This is a genomic window from Bradyrhizobium sp. JR4.1, from assembly GCF_040548605.1.
Lineage (GTDB): Bacteria > Pseudomonadota > Alphaproteobacteria > Rhizobiales > Xanthobacteraceae > Bradyrhizobium > Bradyrhizobium canariense.
On record NZ_JBEPRY010000044.1, the window covers coordinates 24066 to 38327 of the forward strand.

10 protein-coding genes are annotated in these 14262 nt (G+C 57.7%); 4 read left to right on the forward strand and 6 right to left on the reverse strand.

Features of this window, described 5'->3' with window-relative positions; all coding sequences use genetic code 11:
• Window positions 1-7 precede the first annotated feature (7 nt).
• Together cysD and cysN are read left to right on the forward strand one after the other, a co-directional pair.
• A complete protein-coding gene (cysD, locus tag ABIB90_RS39610; protein WP_354202782.1) occupies window positions 8-919 on the forward strand; it encodes a sulfate adenylyltransferase subunit CysD in 912 nt (303 codons plus the stop codon).
• The gene (gene cysN, locus ABIB90_RS39615) at window positions 919-2817 is read left to right on the forward strand and encodes a sulfate adenylyltransferase subunit CysN (protein WP_502918264.1); all 1899 of its coding nucleotides are present in this window, start codon (window positions 919-921) and stop codon (window positions 2815-2817) included. The genes cysD and cysN overlap by 1 nt, the downstream gene beginning before the upstream one ends.
• A gap of 53 nt (window positions 2818-2870) precedes the next feature.
• Here the strand turns inward: cysN and ABIB90_RS39620 are convergent, their stop codons facing one another.
• From ABIB90_RS39620 to ABIB90_RS39645, 6 genes are all read right to left on the reverse strand, one after another.
• A complete protein-coding gene (locus ABIB90_RS39620) occupies window positions 2871-3722 on the reverse strand; it encodes a class I SAM-dependent methyltransferase (protein WP_354202783.1) in 852 nt (283 codons plus the stop codon).
• Between the two features lie 81 nt (window positions 3723-3803).
• Window positions 3804-5729, reverse strand: coding sequence for a glycosyltransferase family protein (locus ABIB90_RS39625; protein ID WP_354202784.1), 1926 nt, complete (start codon window positions 5727-5729; stop codon window positions 3804-3806).
• A gap of 34 nt (window positions 5730-5763) precedes the next feature.
• Window positions 5764-6645: a glycosyltransferase family 2 protein gene (locus ABIB90_RS39630; protein WP_354202785.1), complete on the reverse strand. Its 882-nt coding sequence runs from the start codon at window positions 6643-6645 to the stop codon at window positions 5764-5766.
• Window positions 6646-6688: 43 nt separating this feature from the next.
• Window positions 6689-9220 carry a nodulation protein NoeE gene (gene noeE / locus ABIB90_RS39635; RefSeq protein WP_354202786.1) on the reverse strand — a complete coding sequence of 844 codons (2532 nt, stop codon included), beginning with the start codon at window positions 9218-9220 and terminating at the stop codon, window positions 6689-6691.
• 108 nt (window positions 9221-9328) lie between these two features.
• Entirely contained in the window at window positions 9329-10699 is a 1371-nt protein-coding gene (locus tag ABIB90_RS39640) for an ABC transporter ATP-binding protein (protein WP_354202787.1), read from the reverse strand.
• Window positions 10689-11537, reverse strand: a complete 849-nt coding sequence (locus ABIB90_RS39645) for an ABC transporter permease (RefSeq protein WP_354202788.1) — start codon at window positions 11535-11537, stop codon at window positions 10689-10691. The genes ABIB90_RS39640 and ABIB90_RS39645 overlap by 11 nt, the downstream gene beginning before the upstream one ends.
• 528 nt (window positions 11538-12065) lie before the next feature.
• Here ABIB90_RS39645 and gmd point away from each other — a divergent pair.
• Both gmd and ABIB90_RS39655 read left to right on the forward strand, forming a co-directional pair.
• Window positions 12066-13151, forward strand: coding sequence for a GDP-mannose 4,6-dehydratase (gene gmd / locus ABIB90_RS39650; protein WP_354202789.1), 1086 nt, complete (start codon window positions 12066-12068; stop codon window positions 13149-13151).
• Window positions 13132-14082, forward strand: coding sequence for a GDP-L-fucose synthase family protein (locus ABIB90_RS39655; protein ID WP_354202790.1), 951 nt, complete (start codon window positions 13132-13134; stop codon window positions 14080-14082). Before gmd ends, ABIB90_RS39655 begins: the two co-directional genes overlap by 20 nt.
• The last annotated feature ends 180 nt before the right edge of the window (window positions 14083-14262 follow it).

The following is a 14262-nucleotide window of genomic DNA, read 5'->3' on the forward strand; positions in this document are numbered from 1 at the left end:
CCGCGACATGAACTGGCGCCATCAACAACTTCATTTGCGCCATTTGGAGGCGGAGGCAATTCACATCTTCCGCGAGGCGGCTGCGGAGTTTCGCAACCCCGTTCTGTTGTATTCGATCGGCAAGGATTCTAGCGTGATGCTCCATCTGGCGCAGAAGGCTTTCGCCCCGGCCAGGCTGCCGTTCCCGCTTCTCCATGTCGATACCGCGTGGAAGTTTCGCGAGATGATCATCTTCCGCGACGAGTTTGTGGCGAACTCCGATCTCGAACTCCTGGTTTACGTCAACGAGGAAGGACTGGCTCGCGGCGTTTCCCCTATCGCGTCCGGCTCGGCCCTGCACACTCACGTAATGAAGACCGAGGCTTTGCGGCAGGCGCTCGACAAGTGGCACTTCGATGCTGCGTTCGGTGGTGCTCGCCGCGATGAGGAGAAAAGCCGCGCGAAGGAGCGCATCTTTTCGCTGCGCTCTGCCAGTCACGGGTGGGATCCGCGCAACCAGCGGCCCGAATTTCGCCGGCTGTTTAACGCGCGCATGACGAATGGCGAAACGATGCGGGTGTTTCCACTTTCCAACTGGACCGAGCTGGACGTGTGGCAATACATCCGCGCCGAACGGATTCCCGTCGTGTCGCTTTATTTCGCGAAGCCCCGTCCAGTCGTGCAGCGGGATGGAGCGTTGATCATGGTGGATGACGAGCGCTTTCCGCTTCTACCGGGTGAGGCGCCGCAAATGACACAGGTGCGCTTCCGCACGCTGGGATGCTATCCGCTCACCGGGGCCATCCAGTCTAAAGCAATGAGCGTCGAGGAGATCATCGCCGAGATGCGGACCTCGAACGTGTCCGAGCGTCAGGGGCGCATCATCGATCACGATGACAGCGGCTCCATGGAAAAGAAAAAGCGCGAGGGCTATTTCTGATGGAGAAACGCCTCGCAGCGATGCCTGTCCCGCGAGCCGGACCACTAAATGCCGAGACGCGCCTGCCGTTGCGCTTTCTCACGTGTGGCTCCGTGGACGACGGAAAATCCACGCTGATCGGCCGGCTGCTCTACGAGAATAACCTCGTCTTCGAGGACCATCTCGCCGCACTCGATCGCGATTCCAAAAAGCACGGCACCACTGGGACGGTGGATTTCGCGCTGCTTCTGGATGGTCTCGAGACCGAGCGCGAGCAGGGCATCACCATCGATGTCGCCTATCGCTATTTCTCGACCCGGCGGCGCTCCTTCGTCGTCGCCGACGCGCCTGGACATGAGCAGTACACCCGCAACATGGCGACGGGTGCTTCTAACGCCGACCTCGCGGTGCTGCTGGTGGACGCAAGCAAGGGTCTGCTCAGCCAGACGCGGCGTCACGCGATCATTGTCGGCATGCTTGGCTTGCGGCATGTGGTGCTGGCCGTCAACAAGATGGACCTCGTGGCATTCGACGAAGTCGTCTTCGAGGGCATTGCGGACGACTTTCGGGCGTTCGCCGCCGATCTCGGATTCCGGACTATCCAGGCGATCCCGTTCTCCGCGCGGGATGGCGACAACATTTCAGCACCCAGCGCCCGCATGGCTTGGTATCGCGGGCCGGCGCTAGTGCCATATCTCGAAGAGATCGAGGTAGATCACGACCGGACAGACCGGCCGTTCCGCATGCCGGTGCAACTGGTCAGCCGGCCCGATGGGGATTTCCGCGGCTTCGCCGGTACCGTCGCGGACGGCCGCGTCCGCGTCGGCGATGAAGTCGTGGTGCTTCCCTCCGGCCGGTCCAGCCGGGTGAAGCAGATTCTTGGCCCTGGCGGCGAATGCGACCAAGCCGCGGCGGGCGATGCTGTCACGCTGACGCTGGCCGACGAGATAGACGTGGCGCGTGGCGACATGCTGGCAGCGCCGCACCAGCGAGCGCACCTGGCAGATCAATTCAGCGCGCATCTGGTGTGGATGTCCACCGACAAGCTGCTGCCCAGCCGCTCCTATCTTATGAAGATCAATCATGGCACGGTGGCGGCGACAGTGACCGGGCTCAAGCACCGCATCGACATTAACACATTATCGAAGATGGCGGCGAAAACGCTGGCGCTGAACGACATAGGCGTGTGCAACCTGTCGCTGGCCCGGCCGGTGGCGTTCGACACCTATAGCGACAACCGAGACACCGGCTCCTTCATCCTGATCGACCGATACACCAACGAGACGCTGGCCGCGGGCATTATCGACTTCGCACTTCGGCGCGCAGGTAACCTCCATCATCAGCAGCTGGCCGTGACCACGGCGCAGCGGTCGCGGCTGATGCAGCACAAGCCGTTGGTCCTGTGGTTCACAGGCCTGCCGGGCGCAGGCAAATCAACCCTCGCCAATCTTGTCGAGGCTGGCCTGCACGCGCGTGGTATTCACACTACCATGCTGGACGGCGATAACGTGCGGTTGGGGCTCAACAGGGATCTCGGGTTCACAGAACCCGACCGAGTGGAGAACATTCGCCGGGTGGGCGAAGTCGCCAAATTGATGTCCGAGGCGGGGCTGGTGGTGCTGTGCTCGTTCATTTCGCCGTTCCGCGCCGAGCGACGAATGGTGCGCGAGTTGATCGGCACGGAGGCCTTCATCGAGATCTTCGTCGATACGTCGCTTGAGACATGTATCGCCCGCGACCCCAAGGGCCTTTATCGCAGGGCACTGGCCGGTGAAATCAAGAATTTCACCGGCGTCGACCAGCCCTATGAGCGACCCGAGGCGGCCGAATTTCACCTCGCAGCTGGAAACACCGAGGCGCAGGAGCTCGCGGATCGGGCGATGGAGTATCTAATTGAGCGGTTGCTTCACGATATGTAGTGGCTGGCAATGTCAAGCTACCCGAGAATTATCTCGCGGCCGAACCGTGACTTTCATCGCGCTGCGCGCCCCACAAAAAAACCGAATTTCTTTCTCACGACCGGGGCAACTCGCCTCATAAAAAAGATACCGCCGCCTAAATGCACCCCTTTTTTAGCCAAGCGCGGGAAACAGCGCCGAACGATGTCCCCATGTAATCTAGCCATGTACTGGGTTCCGATAACGTGCTTGCTCTGATCGGCCCCGCCATAGAGATAGGCAGCAAGAAGATACTGTTCATTGTAAAAGCGATCTTTCCACTCCAACGGATAGTCAAAGGGGAGGAAAATGTCGTGCATGCCGAAAACGACGTCGTGCGGCAGATTCGGCAAAATCTCCATGAAGAACGCCGTCACATCTGACGATGGAAAAGACCTGTGGCTGTTATCCATAAAAACGATGTCGTTCGGCGCCAAGTTGAGAAAAACGCTTTGGTCTGCGTGCTCCAGCGGCGAACGAATCGTAACATCACAAATTGCGTCAATTTCGGCTCTTGGAAATGGATCGATGGAAACGATGCGCGTCTTTAACTTCAGCGTGTCAATTATCCAGCGGACAAACTTTGTGGAGTTGCCCGAACCGACTTCCAAATAGGTCGCGGGGCGACCAAGGGCAACGAGGCCCGCAAGCGAGATGGCATCGAGCGGAGGCAGCCAAATATTATTCCAAAACGGCGTGAGTTCAGAAGCGTCGCCTTCCAGAGCTATTTTATCGAAGTGCTCTTCCAACGGGGCGATCGCCTCCAAAGTCCGCTTGTAGACGTCAAGATTGTCGTCAAAAATTTTGCGTAGTCTTGCAACACCCTTTGCGTCGGGCCAGCCGCGGTTCATGTGTTCGTACTTGTATTCGAATTCGACCGTCGTCATCCGGGCAGCTTCCCATTGTTAACCGTTAATCAGAGAGCGGATTGGCAGCCCCAATGAAGAATTGAAGCATTTTGGGTGCCACTAGCGTTTGCCAAACCGGAGAATGTGATGGATGAGCTTTCTTGCTCCGCCGTGCCGAAGTAGTCCGAACCCAAAGCGCAGGCGAGACGAGAGCATTCCCGATTCAGCGAGAAACCTGCGACCGCCTCGCAGAAGTGCCCGGGCACGCTTGTCGAGATCGCTGGCCGGGCTCTGCAACTCGGTATCGGGGGTCAAGGACACTCCGGCTTCGGCCAACTTTTGATGAAGATGTCCCCAAACCGCCCCCCACAACTCCGGCGAAAACATCACGTTGTCTCGCATGGTTGAGCGCCAGTTCCACTCCGCGGTGGGCTTCCAAGAGCAGACGAATGGTCCTTTCAGCATGAGCGTCAGATAGAGGTATACGTCCTCCGCTACGACCAATTCGGGGTCTTGCAGGGTTTCGGGCGTTAGCGCGGAACGGCGAGCAAGCCAAGCATTTGACTGGATGAAGTTCTCGAACTGCAGCATTTTGCGAGCGTCGAACGCCTCCAGGAAGCGCAACCGGCGCCGCTCCTCAATCGTCTGCCCGCGATCTCCGCGGAAATTGATCTGGTCGAACCAATGACCATCGTCCTCCTGGACCTGAATCGTGCCGGCATAGGCCAGCGGCGCGCGCTTCGCCCTGCGTTGCCGGAGCGTCTGCACGAGAGAGGCTACATGATTGGGGTGGATCACGTCATCGTCGTCGAGGTTTCCGATGAAGGTTGCAGAAGCCGCCTTGAGGCCAATCCAAAGGGGAGTGCTGCGCACGCCATTGTCGGGAGCCTTCAGGATTCTAATGGTTATAAAGCGTCCTTTGTATCTGGCGAGCAAATCCGCCAGGCCATCAACGGGGCGAAAAGTTACGACAATGAGGCCTATATGGCGATGTGTCTGGGCGGCGACTGATGCTACCGCTCGTTCAATCATCGAGAGCGGCCGAGAGCCCACGCGAATGATGATGTCAACGCCGTCTTCATTTTCCGAGCAAACCCCCGTGGATTTCCGCACGTCTTCCATGAAGGAAGGCAATCGACTGAGAATATCCTCAAGGGCAAGACTTTTGTTGAAGATCTCACGGCCGCGATCTGCCATCCCCTGTGCAATATCAGGATTGGCATTGATCCACGAAACATGACTGACGATCTGTTGGCTCACGACTTCGGCGCTTTGATCAGCATCCACGTACAGGAGAGCGTCACTAAATTCGTTCACCGCGAACGCAAGCCGATCGCTGATCACTACTGCGCCAGCAGAGGTTGCCTCGAAGAGGCGCATCGAAGGTATATTCTCCGCGCGATGTGCGCTTCCATGGAGTGCCAGCGCAATTCCGCATTCGCGAATGGTGTCGACGACGGATTTTCCATCAAACGGCAGAGGGCCGGCAAAGTCTTTGCCTGCATGTTGCCAGCGTTGCGGATCACCGTGTATCCGCATCGGAATACGCCCCTTCAAGGCGGCAAACAGATCGCCATGTCTATGACCATCCCAGTGAACGCCGGCATAAAACAGGGAACGGACGCCACGTGTGCGTGGTTCGTCGACCTCGCGGGCAGTCGCAAGCGCCGACGGCAGAAAATCAAACCGACTAATCGGAGCGTCTTTCCCGTGCGCACGTAGCAGGTCGGCGAGATACTCGCGAAGCGAGGCATTCGCAACGAGATATCCGTCATAGCTAAGGATATTCCGAACCCGGTCTGGATCGGGTGAAAAGAATGCCGTCGGACTCCAGATCACGCCAAGCGTGGGATATTGTGTGAGCTTGGGTGAGAACTCGTGCGTGACGATCACCACCTCCGGCGCCGCTGCCATGATGTCGTCGGAAGTCACAACCTCGACAACCGACCATCCGAGGCGATCGCCAGCCAGCTTCACACGCGCAATGAATTCGCGTTCGGCCGAAAAGGACAGATTCGGCCAGGAGTTTTGAATTGCAATCTTCATGGCTCGTATTGGTCGGCTCGCGCGAGAAACAATCTCAACTTGCAAGAAGAACCCACTCTCGAGTCCCCCAATCATAGGTTACGGTCGGTGCCGGTTGAATGAGTTTGCGATCGAACGCCCAGCTGCGCAGCTTCGGCGGTGCTGCCTGACGTAGCCAGATACGTGCCTCTTGGATAACGCCCGTCGGCGCATGTCCGCCGGCTCTAGCGAAAATCGCCTTTGCTTCCTCGACGTATTTTGTAAACGTTGTCGAGGTTCGCTGGTCGGCGTGGCGTCGGAAGCATCCAATCGGGACGTCGACCGAATAAAGCTCCGCGTGCTCGAAGAACCTGGCCCAAAGATCGAAGTCACCCGCCATCCGATAGTTGGTGTCGAGGCGTCCTCCTGCTTGTTCCCAGAGGCTGCGGCGCCAGAAGGTGGATTCCTGTTGGATGTAGCAGGTAGCTGGCCAACCAAGGCCGGGGAGATTTTCACCCTTCAGAAATCCGGCACGCGTGAAGCCATGTACCGGTGTCGCTTTGATTGGCGTGCCGTCCTCTTCGATGGCGAGAGGCAAACGGGTTGTGCGCCATTCGATCTGAGGAAACTTTCGAAATATTTCACCCACGACACGCAGTGCACCTGGAATGTAAACATCATCGGAGTTCAGCCAGGCCAATACGTCCCCTGTCGCTAACGAAAACCCCTTGTTGATGGCGTGATATTGCCCGTCATCTTTTTCGCTCACAATTGATGTCAGCTGCTCCTTGTGCCTTTCCAATTTGAGCAGGGTTTCATCCGTGGAGCCACCGTCGATAATAATGTGTTCGAGCGCAGGATAATTCTGGTTTTGTATCGAAAGAATATTTGATTCGATGAAACGTCCCTGATTGAAAGAGGGCGTCACAATCGAAATTTTGGGCAATTCTGTAGACATTGCTAATTCCAGTGATAGTGCAAGTTACTGCGTCTTCTCGAGATCACGTATAGGTTCGGGCAGTAAACTCCGGCCGAGTGAGGGGAATGAAGAAGAGGTCAAATTGCCAAAGGGAGTTATCGCGCTGACGCCACAACGGTTCAGAAATGTCGATCACACCGAAGCCGAGTTCCCTCATGAATGCGCACATCTCGTCGAACAGGAGGCTCTGGTCTGTAATCTTGAAATTATAGACTTCGACAATGACAAGGTTTGCCTGTTTTAGCGTTTCAGCTGCCCCGTGAAGAATCGGGACTTCGAAACCGTGAGTGTCTAGCTTGACCAAAAACGGGCCGCGCAATCGTCGTGTTGAAACCTCATGGTCGATTGTTGTGACGGGGAGTACAGTCCGCGCGGTCTCAGTTGGCTGATGACTGGCTACTCCGCCAAACGGTGCGCTATCATCAAAGTATATCTGGCCGATGCTGTCGCCGGCCGCGGCCAAGACGTATTCGGTGTTGGAATTGCCGCGACAATAGTTAATGAGGTCGGGCTCATGGACCTTCTGCGCTTCGATTAGAAAATAACTGGCTTCAGAATAAAATTGTCGCGTGACCGCCGACCACATTCCGTTGGAGGCACCAACGTCAATGACGGTGGAAACGTTCAACCCGCGTGCTGCGATCTTTTCCAAAGCACGTGCCGTTGATGCGGCGTGATAGGCCAACACTTCTGGAGTCTCGCTCCGGAACATTCTGAGCTTTTGTGGGGGGAGTTCAATTGAAGGTACGACATTCAGACGTCGACCCAATTTCCACCATCGTGATCCAAGTATAGTTGCTTGTGTAGTAGTCGATTCGGCAAGTGCGCTTTGATCTTGTTCAGCTTCGGCCTTGAGCGCGCTAATTGTTGTGTCTCTATCATGAATGGCGGCCAAACGCGCTCCGCGGTCTGCTTCCGAGGCCGCGAATGATTGCTCTAGCCGCGCGACTTCGCTCTGGAGCGTCAAGATCGCGGCGTCGCGTTCATGAATGACGTCCAGCCGTGCTGCTCTATCTGCCTGCGAGGTTGCGAGCGCCTGCCCCAGTCGTGCGATCTCGCCCTGTAGTATCTCGATAGCAGTCTCACGCGCGTGGATGACATTCAGGCGGGCCTCCCGATCTGCTTCCGAGGCCGCGAATGCTTGCTCCAGCCGCGCGACTTCATTGTGGAGCGTCAAGATCGCGGCGTCGCGTTCATGAATGACGTCCAGCCGTGCTGCTCTATCTGCCTGCGAGGTTGCGAGCTCCTGCGCCAGTCGTGCGATCTCGCTCTGTAGTATCTCCATAGTAGTCTCACGCTCGTGGATGACATTCAGGCGGGCCTCCCGATCAGCTTCCGAAGCCGCGAATGCTTGCTCCAGCCGGGCGACTTCATTGTGGAGCGTCGAGATCGCGGCATCGCGTTCATGAATGACTTCTAGCCGAGCAATCCGATCCGCTTCCGAAGCCGCTAACTCCCCTCGCAATTCGGCTGCCTTCGTAGTAGCGAGACGGAGCGCCCGCTCCACGTCGGACTCGGCCAGAAGTTGCGCGGTCTCCATTACGGATAGACCGGAGCTCGACGCAGAGCTCGCCGTCTCGTCTTGCGATGCTAGATATCCCCATTGCGAGTAGGGAAGTTCGCCGGCACCAGCCGCTGCCGCCCGGTCACTGCGTAGATTCCACCAGGTTTGAAATATCTGGCGATGCCGATCGGTTACAGACGCGCCGCCATCGACTACGCCGGCTTCTCGTGCCCACTGAAATTCCCGGTCGTAACCGAGCTCGATCAGCAATTCCGCACCCACCATGTCGGTCACGGCCTGCATCTCTTGGATGCTCAGTTCGGTTCGCCATGCATGGACTGAACGATCGTCAACTGCTTTCTTGTCGAGGATCTTGCGGTCGCCGAAAATGCTGGATTTTAGATAATCGGTCTCTCCGATCGTCATCGTTGTGATGCCGGACGGATCGTAGCCGAGAGCAGTGATTATACGCTGGACTTCCTCACCGGGTTGCTCCACCAGCGACTCGTAGCGGACCAACTCCGTGTTTGGTCGATCGCGCCTCGCCGCGAGCACAGGAAGGCCGAGAACGAGATCAGCAAGATATGGCGCGCGCGCCGGGAGGCAGGTTTCAGACAGAAGCGGAATACCCCACGTGGATTTTAGTGAGGCAGCAATAGCATACGGATTCCGCATCAGAACGATATGCGGGGCCTCAGGATAAAGCGAATCGAGAAAATCAACGGCCATCCAGTAGCGCGGAGTCTTGTCGACGAAACAGCGCTTGCTGGCAGCTACAAGGTACTGATGATAAGCAGCGTCAGCGAAGGCGCGGCAGGCTATGGCACGATCTATGCGGCCGAAGAATTCATCGGTTGCGTCGCGGACAAGCGCAGCGACCGCAGGGTGACGTTGATCGACCGTTCCGAATGCCTCGAGCGCGAGCATCAACCACGGTTCTGGGGGAGCTGCAATGTCCGGATGCTGTTGAAGAAGGTGGGCAAGCAGTGTCGTTCCCGAGCGGGGAAGACCGAGCAGGAAACAGACAGTGTGCTGAGGAGCGCGGTTCATCGTCGTACGGTCTTACCAAGGTGTGAAGCGCAACATATTGGGATATAGCTCATCATCGCGCACGAGAAGCTGCCTGAACCAATGTAGACTCCGCTCGATAACCGCGCATCAAGTGAGGGCAACTTCGCGACTCGCCGCCAGAATGTCGACGGTGCAAGCCCCTTCTTTCGACCAGATGTCGAAATAACCGCTGATACGCCGGCCATCCTCTGCTGCAAGGACACGAAATAGAACCGCGTCGATCAGGCGATGGAGGTGGACCTCTGAACTATCGACAATACCGAAGCATCCCGCATTGAGCGTGTAGGTTCCGGGCGTCAAAGCGGTATTGAAGCGAAATCTCACCCGATATCGATCACCTGCGTGGACCTCATCGATCGCGCTGCCTCTCGGATGTGATGCGATGCCAGCGATCTCCAAACCGGTCATGGTCTTGGTCAGCATGCCGAACCAGACACCAAAGGCGTCGCTTTGGAATTCGACAGTGTACTCGTAGAGATAGATCGTGCCAGGCGAAAGGACGTTGACCTTGCGTCCGTCCATTGTTCGAATGCATGGATCAGTAATCCGTGCGCCTCGCCTGGGCCATTCCTCGATCTCCCTGACTACGAGAGATTCATCGTAGGCGGAAATGCCTGCATCAATTTCGGCCGGGCCCCCTGAGACAATCTGCGGAAAGCTCTCGCCCCGTTCAATCCCTGCTCGAATAGCCGCCTTGTCCGTCTCGGGCGCGAAAAGCAGCTTCTGATAAGCCGCCATCACTGGCTTCGGTTCGCCCTCAAGAAGCATCTGGCCTGAATCGAGCAGGATTGCACGATCACAGAGCTCGACGATCGTCGAACGCGTATGGCTGACAAACAGAACCGTTGCGCCGGAATCGCGGATCTGGCGGATGCGTCCATAGCACTTGACCTGAAATCCCTCGTCGCCGACGGCGAGTGCTTCGTCGACGATTAGGATTTCCGGATCAACATTGATCGCCACCGCAAAGGCCAGCCGCGCATACATGCCGCTGGAATAGAGTTTGACGGGGCGCTCGAGCATTTCGCCGATATCGGCAAAAGCGACAATGTCGTCGAACTTCGCGTTGATCTCGTCCGTGCTGAGCCCGAGGATGGCAGCGTTGAGGGCCACGTTCTCTCTGCCCGTGAATTCGGGATTGAACCCGGCGCCGAGCTGCAACAGCGGTGCAATGCGGCCTTCTACTCGAACGTCTCCTTCGGTCGGCGTCAGCGTTCCGCAGATCAGTTGCAGCAGCGTGGACTTGCCGGAACCGTTCTGGCCGATGACGCCGACGGTTTCGCCGCGCGCGATTTCGAGGGTGATGCGGCGCACCGCCCAATGCTCGCGATAGAACTGCTTGTGGGCGCTACCCGGCAGGCGATTCGCCACCATCTGCTTCAGCCGATCGGTCGGCTTGTCGTAGAGATTGTAGCACTTGCCCGCGCCGCGGAGGCTGATGATCGGCTCAGAGGACATCGGCGAATGCCCTGCGCAGTCGCGAGAACAGCGCGAAGCCGGTACAGCAAACAATGAGCGAGATCACGAGATAGCTTGAAGCCAATTCCCACGGAAACGGGTGTCCAAAGACGAGCGCACGCATCGATTCTATCGGAACCGTAACTGGATTGAAGAGAACGAGAGTGTCGATCGGTGCGGGGACGGTAGATCTGGGATAGATAACCGGCGCGAGAAAGAACAGCACGCTGAGCACGACGGGCACGAGCTGTCCGAGATCGCGCACAAAAACGCCAATGGCGGAAATGATCCAGATGAGACCAAGCAGCATGGGGACCATCCCCAGCAGCACCAGCGGCGATAAGACGGCCGTTGCGGGCGGTATGCCGGATGTCAACGCCATAAGACACAGGAGAAGGACGAGGCCGATGGCCGCGCTCACCAAAGCCACAGCGATCGTCACAAGTGCAAGTATCTCAATCGGGAAGACAACACGGGTGACATAGTTTTTATTTTCCAGCACCAGTGAAGGAGCCCGGGCGACACCCTCGCTGAGTAGTTGATGCGCGACCAGGCCCGCCAGGAAGAAAGCAGTCATGCTCTCCGTGCTTCCACCGATGCCAGTCCAGCGCGCCTTGAAAATGGAGCCAAATACAAAGGTATACATCAGCACCATTCCAAGCGGCGCGATGACAGCCCATCCGATCCCAAGCATGCTACCGCGATAACGTGCTCGCAACTCACGCGCAGCGAGGCGGCGGATAAGCGCCCGATTCTCCCACAGCACACGGAAGGGAGAATTTGGACAAAGTGAGCGAGTGCCGGCGGCGGGCTGCTTACCTGATAACGCTGCTTTCATTGATCAATCCCCAAACCTTTACCCTCGCTCCTCATGCCAACCGGGCGCGCGCCTTGGCATGCTATGCTGAAAAGACCTGGTAATGCCGATGTAACCGACAAACCGGACCCGAGATTAGTTTGCGAGGCGGAGCCTTCGAAAAAGCTCTTACGCATGGCCGGCAAAGGATAGAAGTATTGGGCTGAAGGTTACCCTCCTATACTGAGAGACACGCTGGCCAAATGATCAGCGCTACTTCCATGTTCATGCATCCTTCGCAATATCAATAATTGCTCTGAATACCGAAAGCTGCTCCGACTCGTGGTTATCTCAGAATTCGTGGGAGTTACGTGGCCGCAGTTTCAAGCTGCCGATCGTTCCTCGCGCTGATGCAGTCCGCGCTTCCTGCCGACTTTGGTATTGGACTTTGTCCAGGGCCGAGTGCTATGGCCTGCGCCGCCGCACGGCCAGCGCGGGCGGGCTAGCAAGTCGGGTACCGCTGGCGAAGCACGGTTGCCGAGGAAACGCGGATGCATTTTTGGAGAAGATATGGCGGTTCAGCATAACAGACGTCGCGTCGCGCTGATTACGGGTGCGACCGGGCAAGACGGTGCCTATCTTGCCGAGTATCTGCTCGGCTGCGGCTACGCTGTGCACGGCATCAAGCGGCGGTCCTCCTCGTTCAATACCGCGCGCGTCGATCATCTCTATGAGGATCCTCACGTCGGCAATGTGCCGTTTTTGCTGCACTACGGCGACATGACCGATTCGACCAATCTGATCCGGCTAATGCAACAGATCCGCCCCACCGAGATCTATAACCTCGCCGCCCAAAGCCATGTCGGCGTGAGCTTCGAAAGCCCGGAATATACCGCCAATGCCGATGCGATTGGCGTGCTCAGGCTATTGGAAGCGATCCGGATCCTCGCCATGGAAAAGGAGACGCGCTTCTATCAGGCGTCGACGTCCGAGCTCTACGGTTTGGTTCAGGAGATTCCGCAGAAGGAAACCACGCCGTTCTATCCACGTTCACCTTACGGCGTGGCCAAGCTCTATGGGTACTGGATCACGGTCAACTACCGCGAAGCCTACGGCATCTATGCCTCGAACGGCATCCTGTTCAATCATGAAAGCCCGATCCGCGGCGAGACCTTCGTGGCGCGCAAGATCACGCGCGGCGTGGCACGTATCGAGACGGGTCTTGAAGACACGCTTTATCTCGGAAACCTCGAGGCGAAGCGCGATTGGGGCCACGCCAAAGATTATGTCGAGGGGATGCACAAGATCCTGCAGGCGGAAGCGCCCGACGACTTCGTGCTGGCGACAGGTGAAACCCGCTCGGTGCGTGAATTTGTCGAATTGGCCTTTGCAGAGGTTGACCGCACCATCGAATGGCGCAGCAAGGCCGTCGATGAAATCGGCGTCGACAAGAAATCTGGCAAGACCGTCGTGCGCATCGATCCAACCTATTTCCGCCCCACCGAAGTCGATCTGTTGATCGGCGATGCATCCAAGGCGCGCGAGAAGCTCGGCTGGAAGCCGAAGATTAGCTTCGCGCAACTGGTCAACGAAATGGTGGCAGCCGATCTTGCAATCGCGAAACGGGAGGTCGCCAATGGCAAGCACTCCGTTTGAGCTCAACGGCAAGACGGTGTTCGTTGCCGGCCATGGGGGCATGGTCGGCGGCGCGCTGGTGCGCCGGCTTGCGCAGGAAAACGTCAAACTGCTGACGGCAACCCGCAGCGAAGTCGAGCTGCGCGACCAAGCGGCGGTGAACAGATGGTTCGCCGCCAAGCGCCCGCAGGCGGTGTTTCTGGCCGCGGCGAAGGTCGACGGCATCCTGGCCAACAACACGCTGCGCGCCGAGTTCCTGTTCGACAATCTGGCGATTGCGACCAACGTGATCCAGGCCGCGCACGCCAACGGCATCGAGAAGCTGATGTTTTTTGGCTCCTCCTGCATCTATCCCAAGATGGCGCCACAGCCATTGCGCGAAGATACCATGCTGACGGGACCGCTGGAGCCGACCAACGAGCCCTATGCGATCGCCAAGATTGCCGGCATCAAGATGCTCGAAGCCTATCGCAGCCAGTATGGTTCGGACTTCATCAGTGTTATGCCGACCAACCTGTACGGGCGCGGCGACAATTATCATCCCGAATACAGCCACGTCGTCGCGGCTCTGATCCGCCGGTTTCAGGAGGCCCGAGTTTCCGGCGTCCGCAACGTGGTGGTCTGGGGCACCGGCACGCCGCGGCGCGAATTTCTTTACGTCGATGATCTCGCGGACGCCTGCATACATTTGATGAAGAATTATTCGAGCGACGAACTGGTCAACATCGGCACCGGGGAGGAAATCACGATCGCGGAATTCGCCCGCTTGGTGGCGGCGACGGTCGGCTATTCCGGCGAGATCAATTTTGACACTTCAAAGCCCGATGGCACACTGCGCAAATTGCTAGATGTCAGCCGCCTTGCCAAATGGCGCGCGACCACCTCGCTCAAGGATGGCATCAAGCTGGCCTATCAGGCGTATCTGAGCGAGTCGAAGCAAGCTGGTCAATGAAGCCGCCGAGAGGGTTAGAGCCGGTTTCAAACAGATTGCGAAGGCCCAAGTCCGGCCGAACTCGCCTTCGGCGGTCATTTACATGGTAACCCTACGCGGTAGGCCGCAGCGCGCTGATCTTTCCAGTTAACCGTTAGAGCTCGTCGGACTCCTCGGTTTTCGGCTTCATCGTCGCAGCGA

Excerpts from the sequence above, each read along its gene's own strand:
- cysN (WP_502918264.1), top strand. The coding sequence starts at position 919 with ATGGAGAAACGCCTCGCAGCGATGCCTGTCCCGCGAGCCGGACCACTA.
- gmd (WP_354202789.1), top strand. The coding sequence starts at position 12,066 with ATGGCGGTTCAGCATAACAGACGTCGCGTCGCGCTGATTACGGGTGCG.
- noeE (WP_354202786.1), bottom strand. The coding sequence starts at position 9,220 with ATGAACCGCGCTCCTCAGCACACTGTCTGTTTCCTGCTCGGTCTTCCC.
- ABIB90_RS39625 (WP_354202784.1), bottom strand. The coding sequence starts at position 5,729 with ATGAAGATTGCAATTCAAAACTCCTGGCCGAATCTGTCCTTTTCGGCC.
- ABIB90_RS39620 (WP_354202783.1), bottom strand. The coding sequence starts at position 3,722 with ATGACGACGGTCGAATTCGAATACAAGTACGAACACATGAACCGCGGC.
- ABIB90_RS39655 (WP_354202790.1), top strand. The coding sequence starts at position 13,132 with ATGGCAAGCACTCCGTTTGAGCTCAACGGCAAGACGGTGTTCGTTGCC.
- ABIB90_RS39640 (WP_354202787.1), bottom strand. The coding sequence starts at position 10,699 with ATGTCCTCTGAGCCGATCATCAGCCTCCGCGGCGCGGGCAAGTGCTAC.
- ABIB90_RS39645 (WP_354202788.1), bottom strand. The coding sequence starts at position 11,537 with ATGAAAGCAGCGTTATCAGGTAAGCAGCCCGCCGCCGGCACTCGCTCA.
- ABIB90_RS39630 (WP_354202785.1), bottom strand. The coding sequence starts at position 6,645 with ATGTCTACAGAATTGCCCAAAATTTCGATTGTGACGCCCTCTTTCAAT.
- cysD (WP_354202782.1), top strand. The coding sequence starts at position 8 with ATGAACTGGCGCCATCAACAACTTCATTTGCGCCATTTGGAGGCGGAG.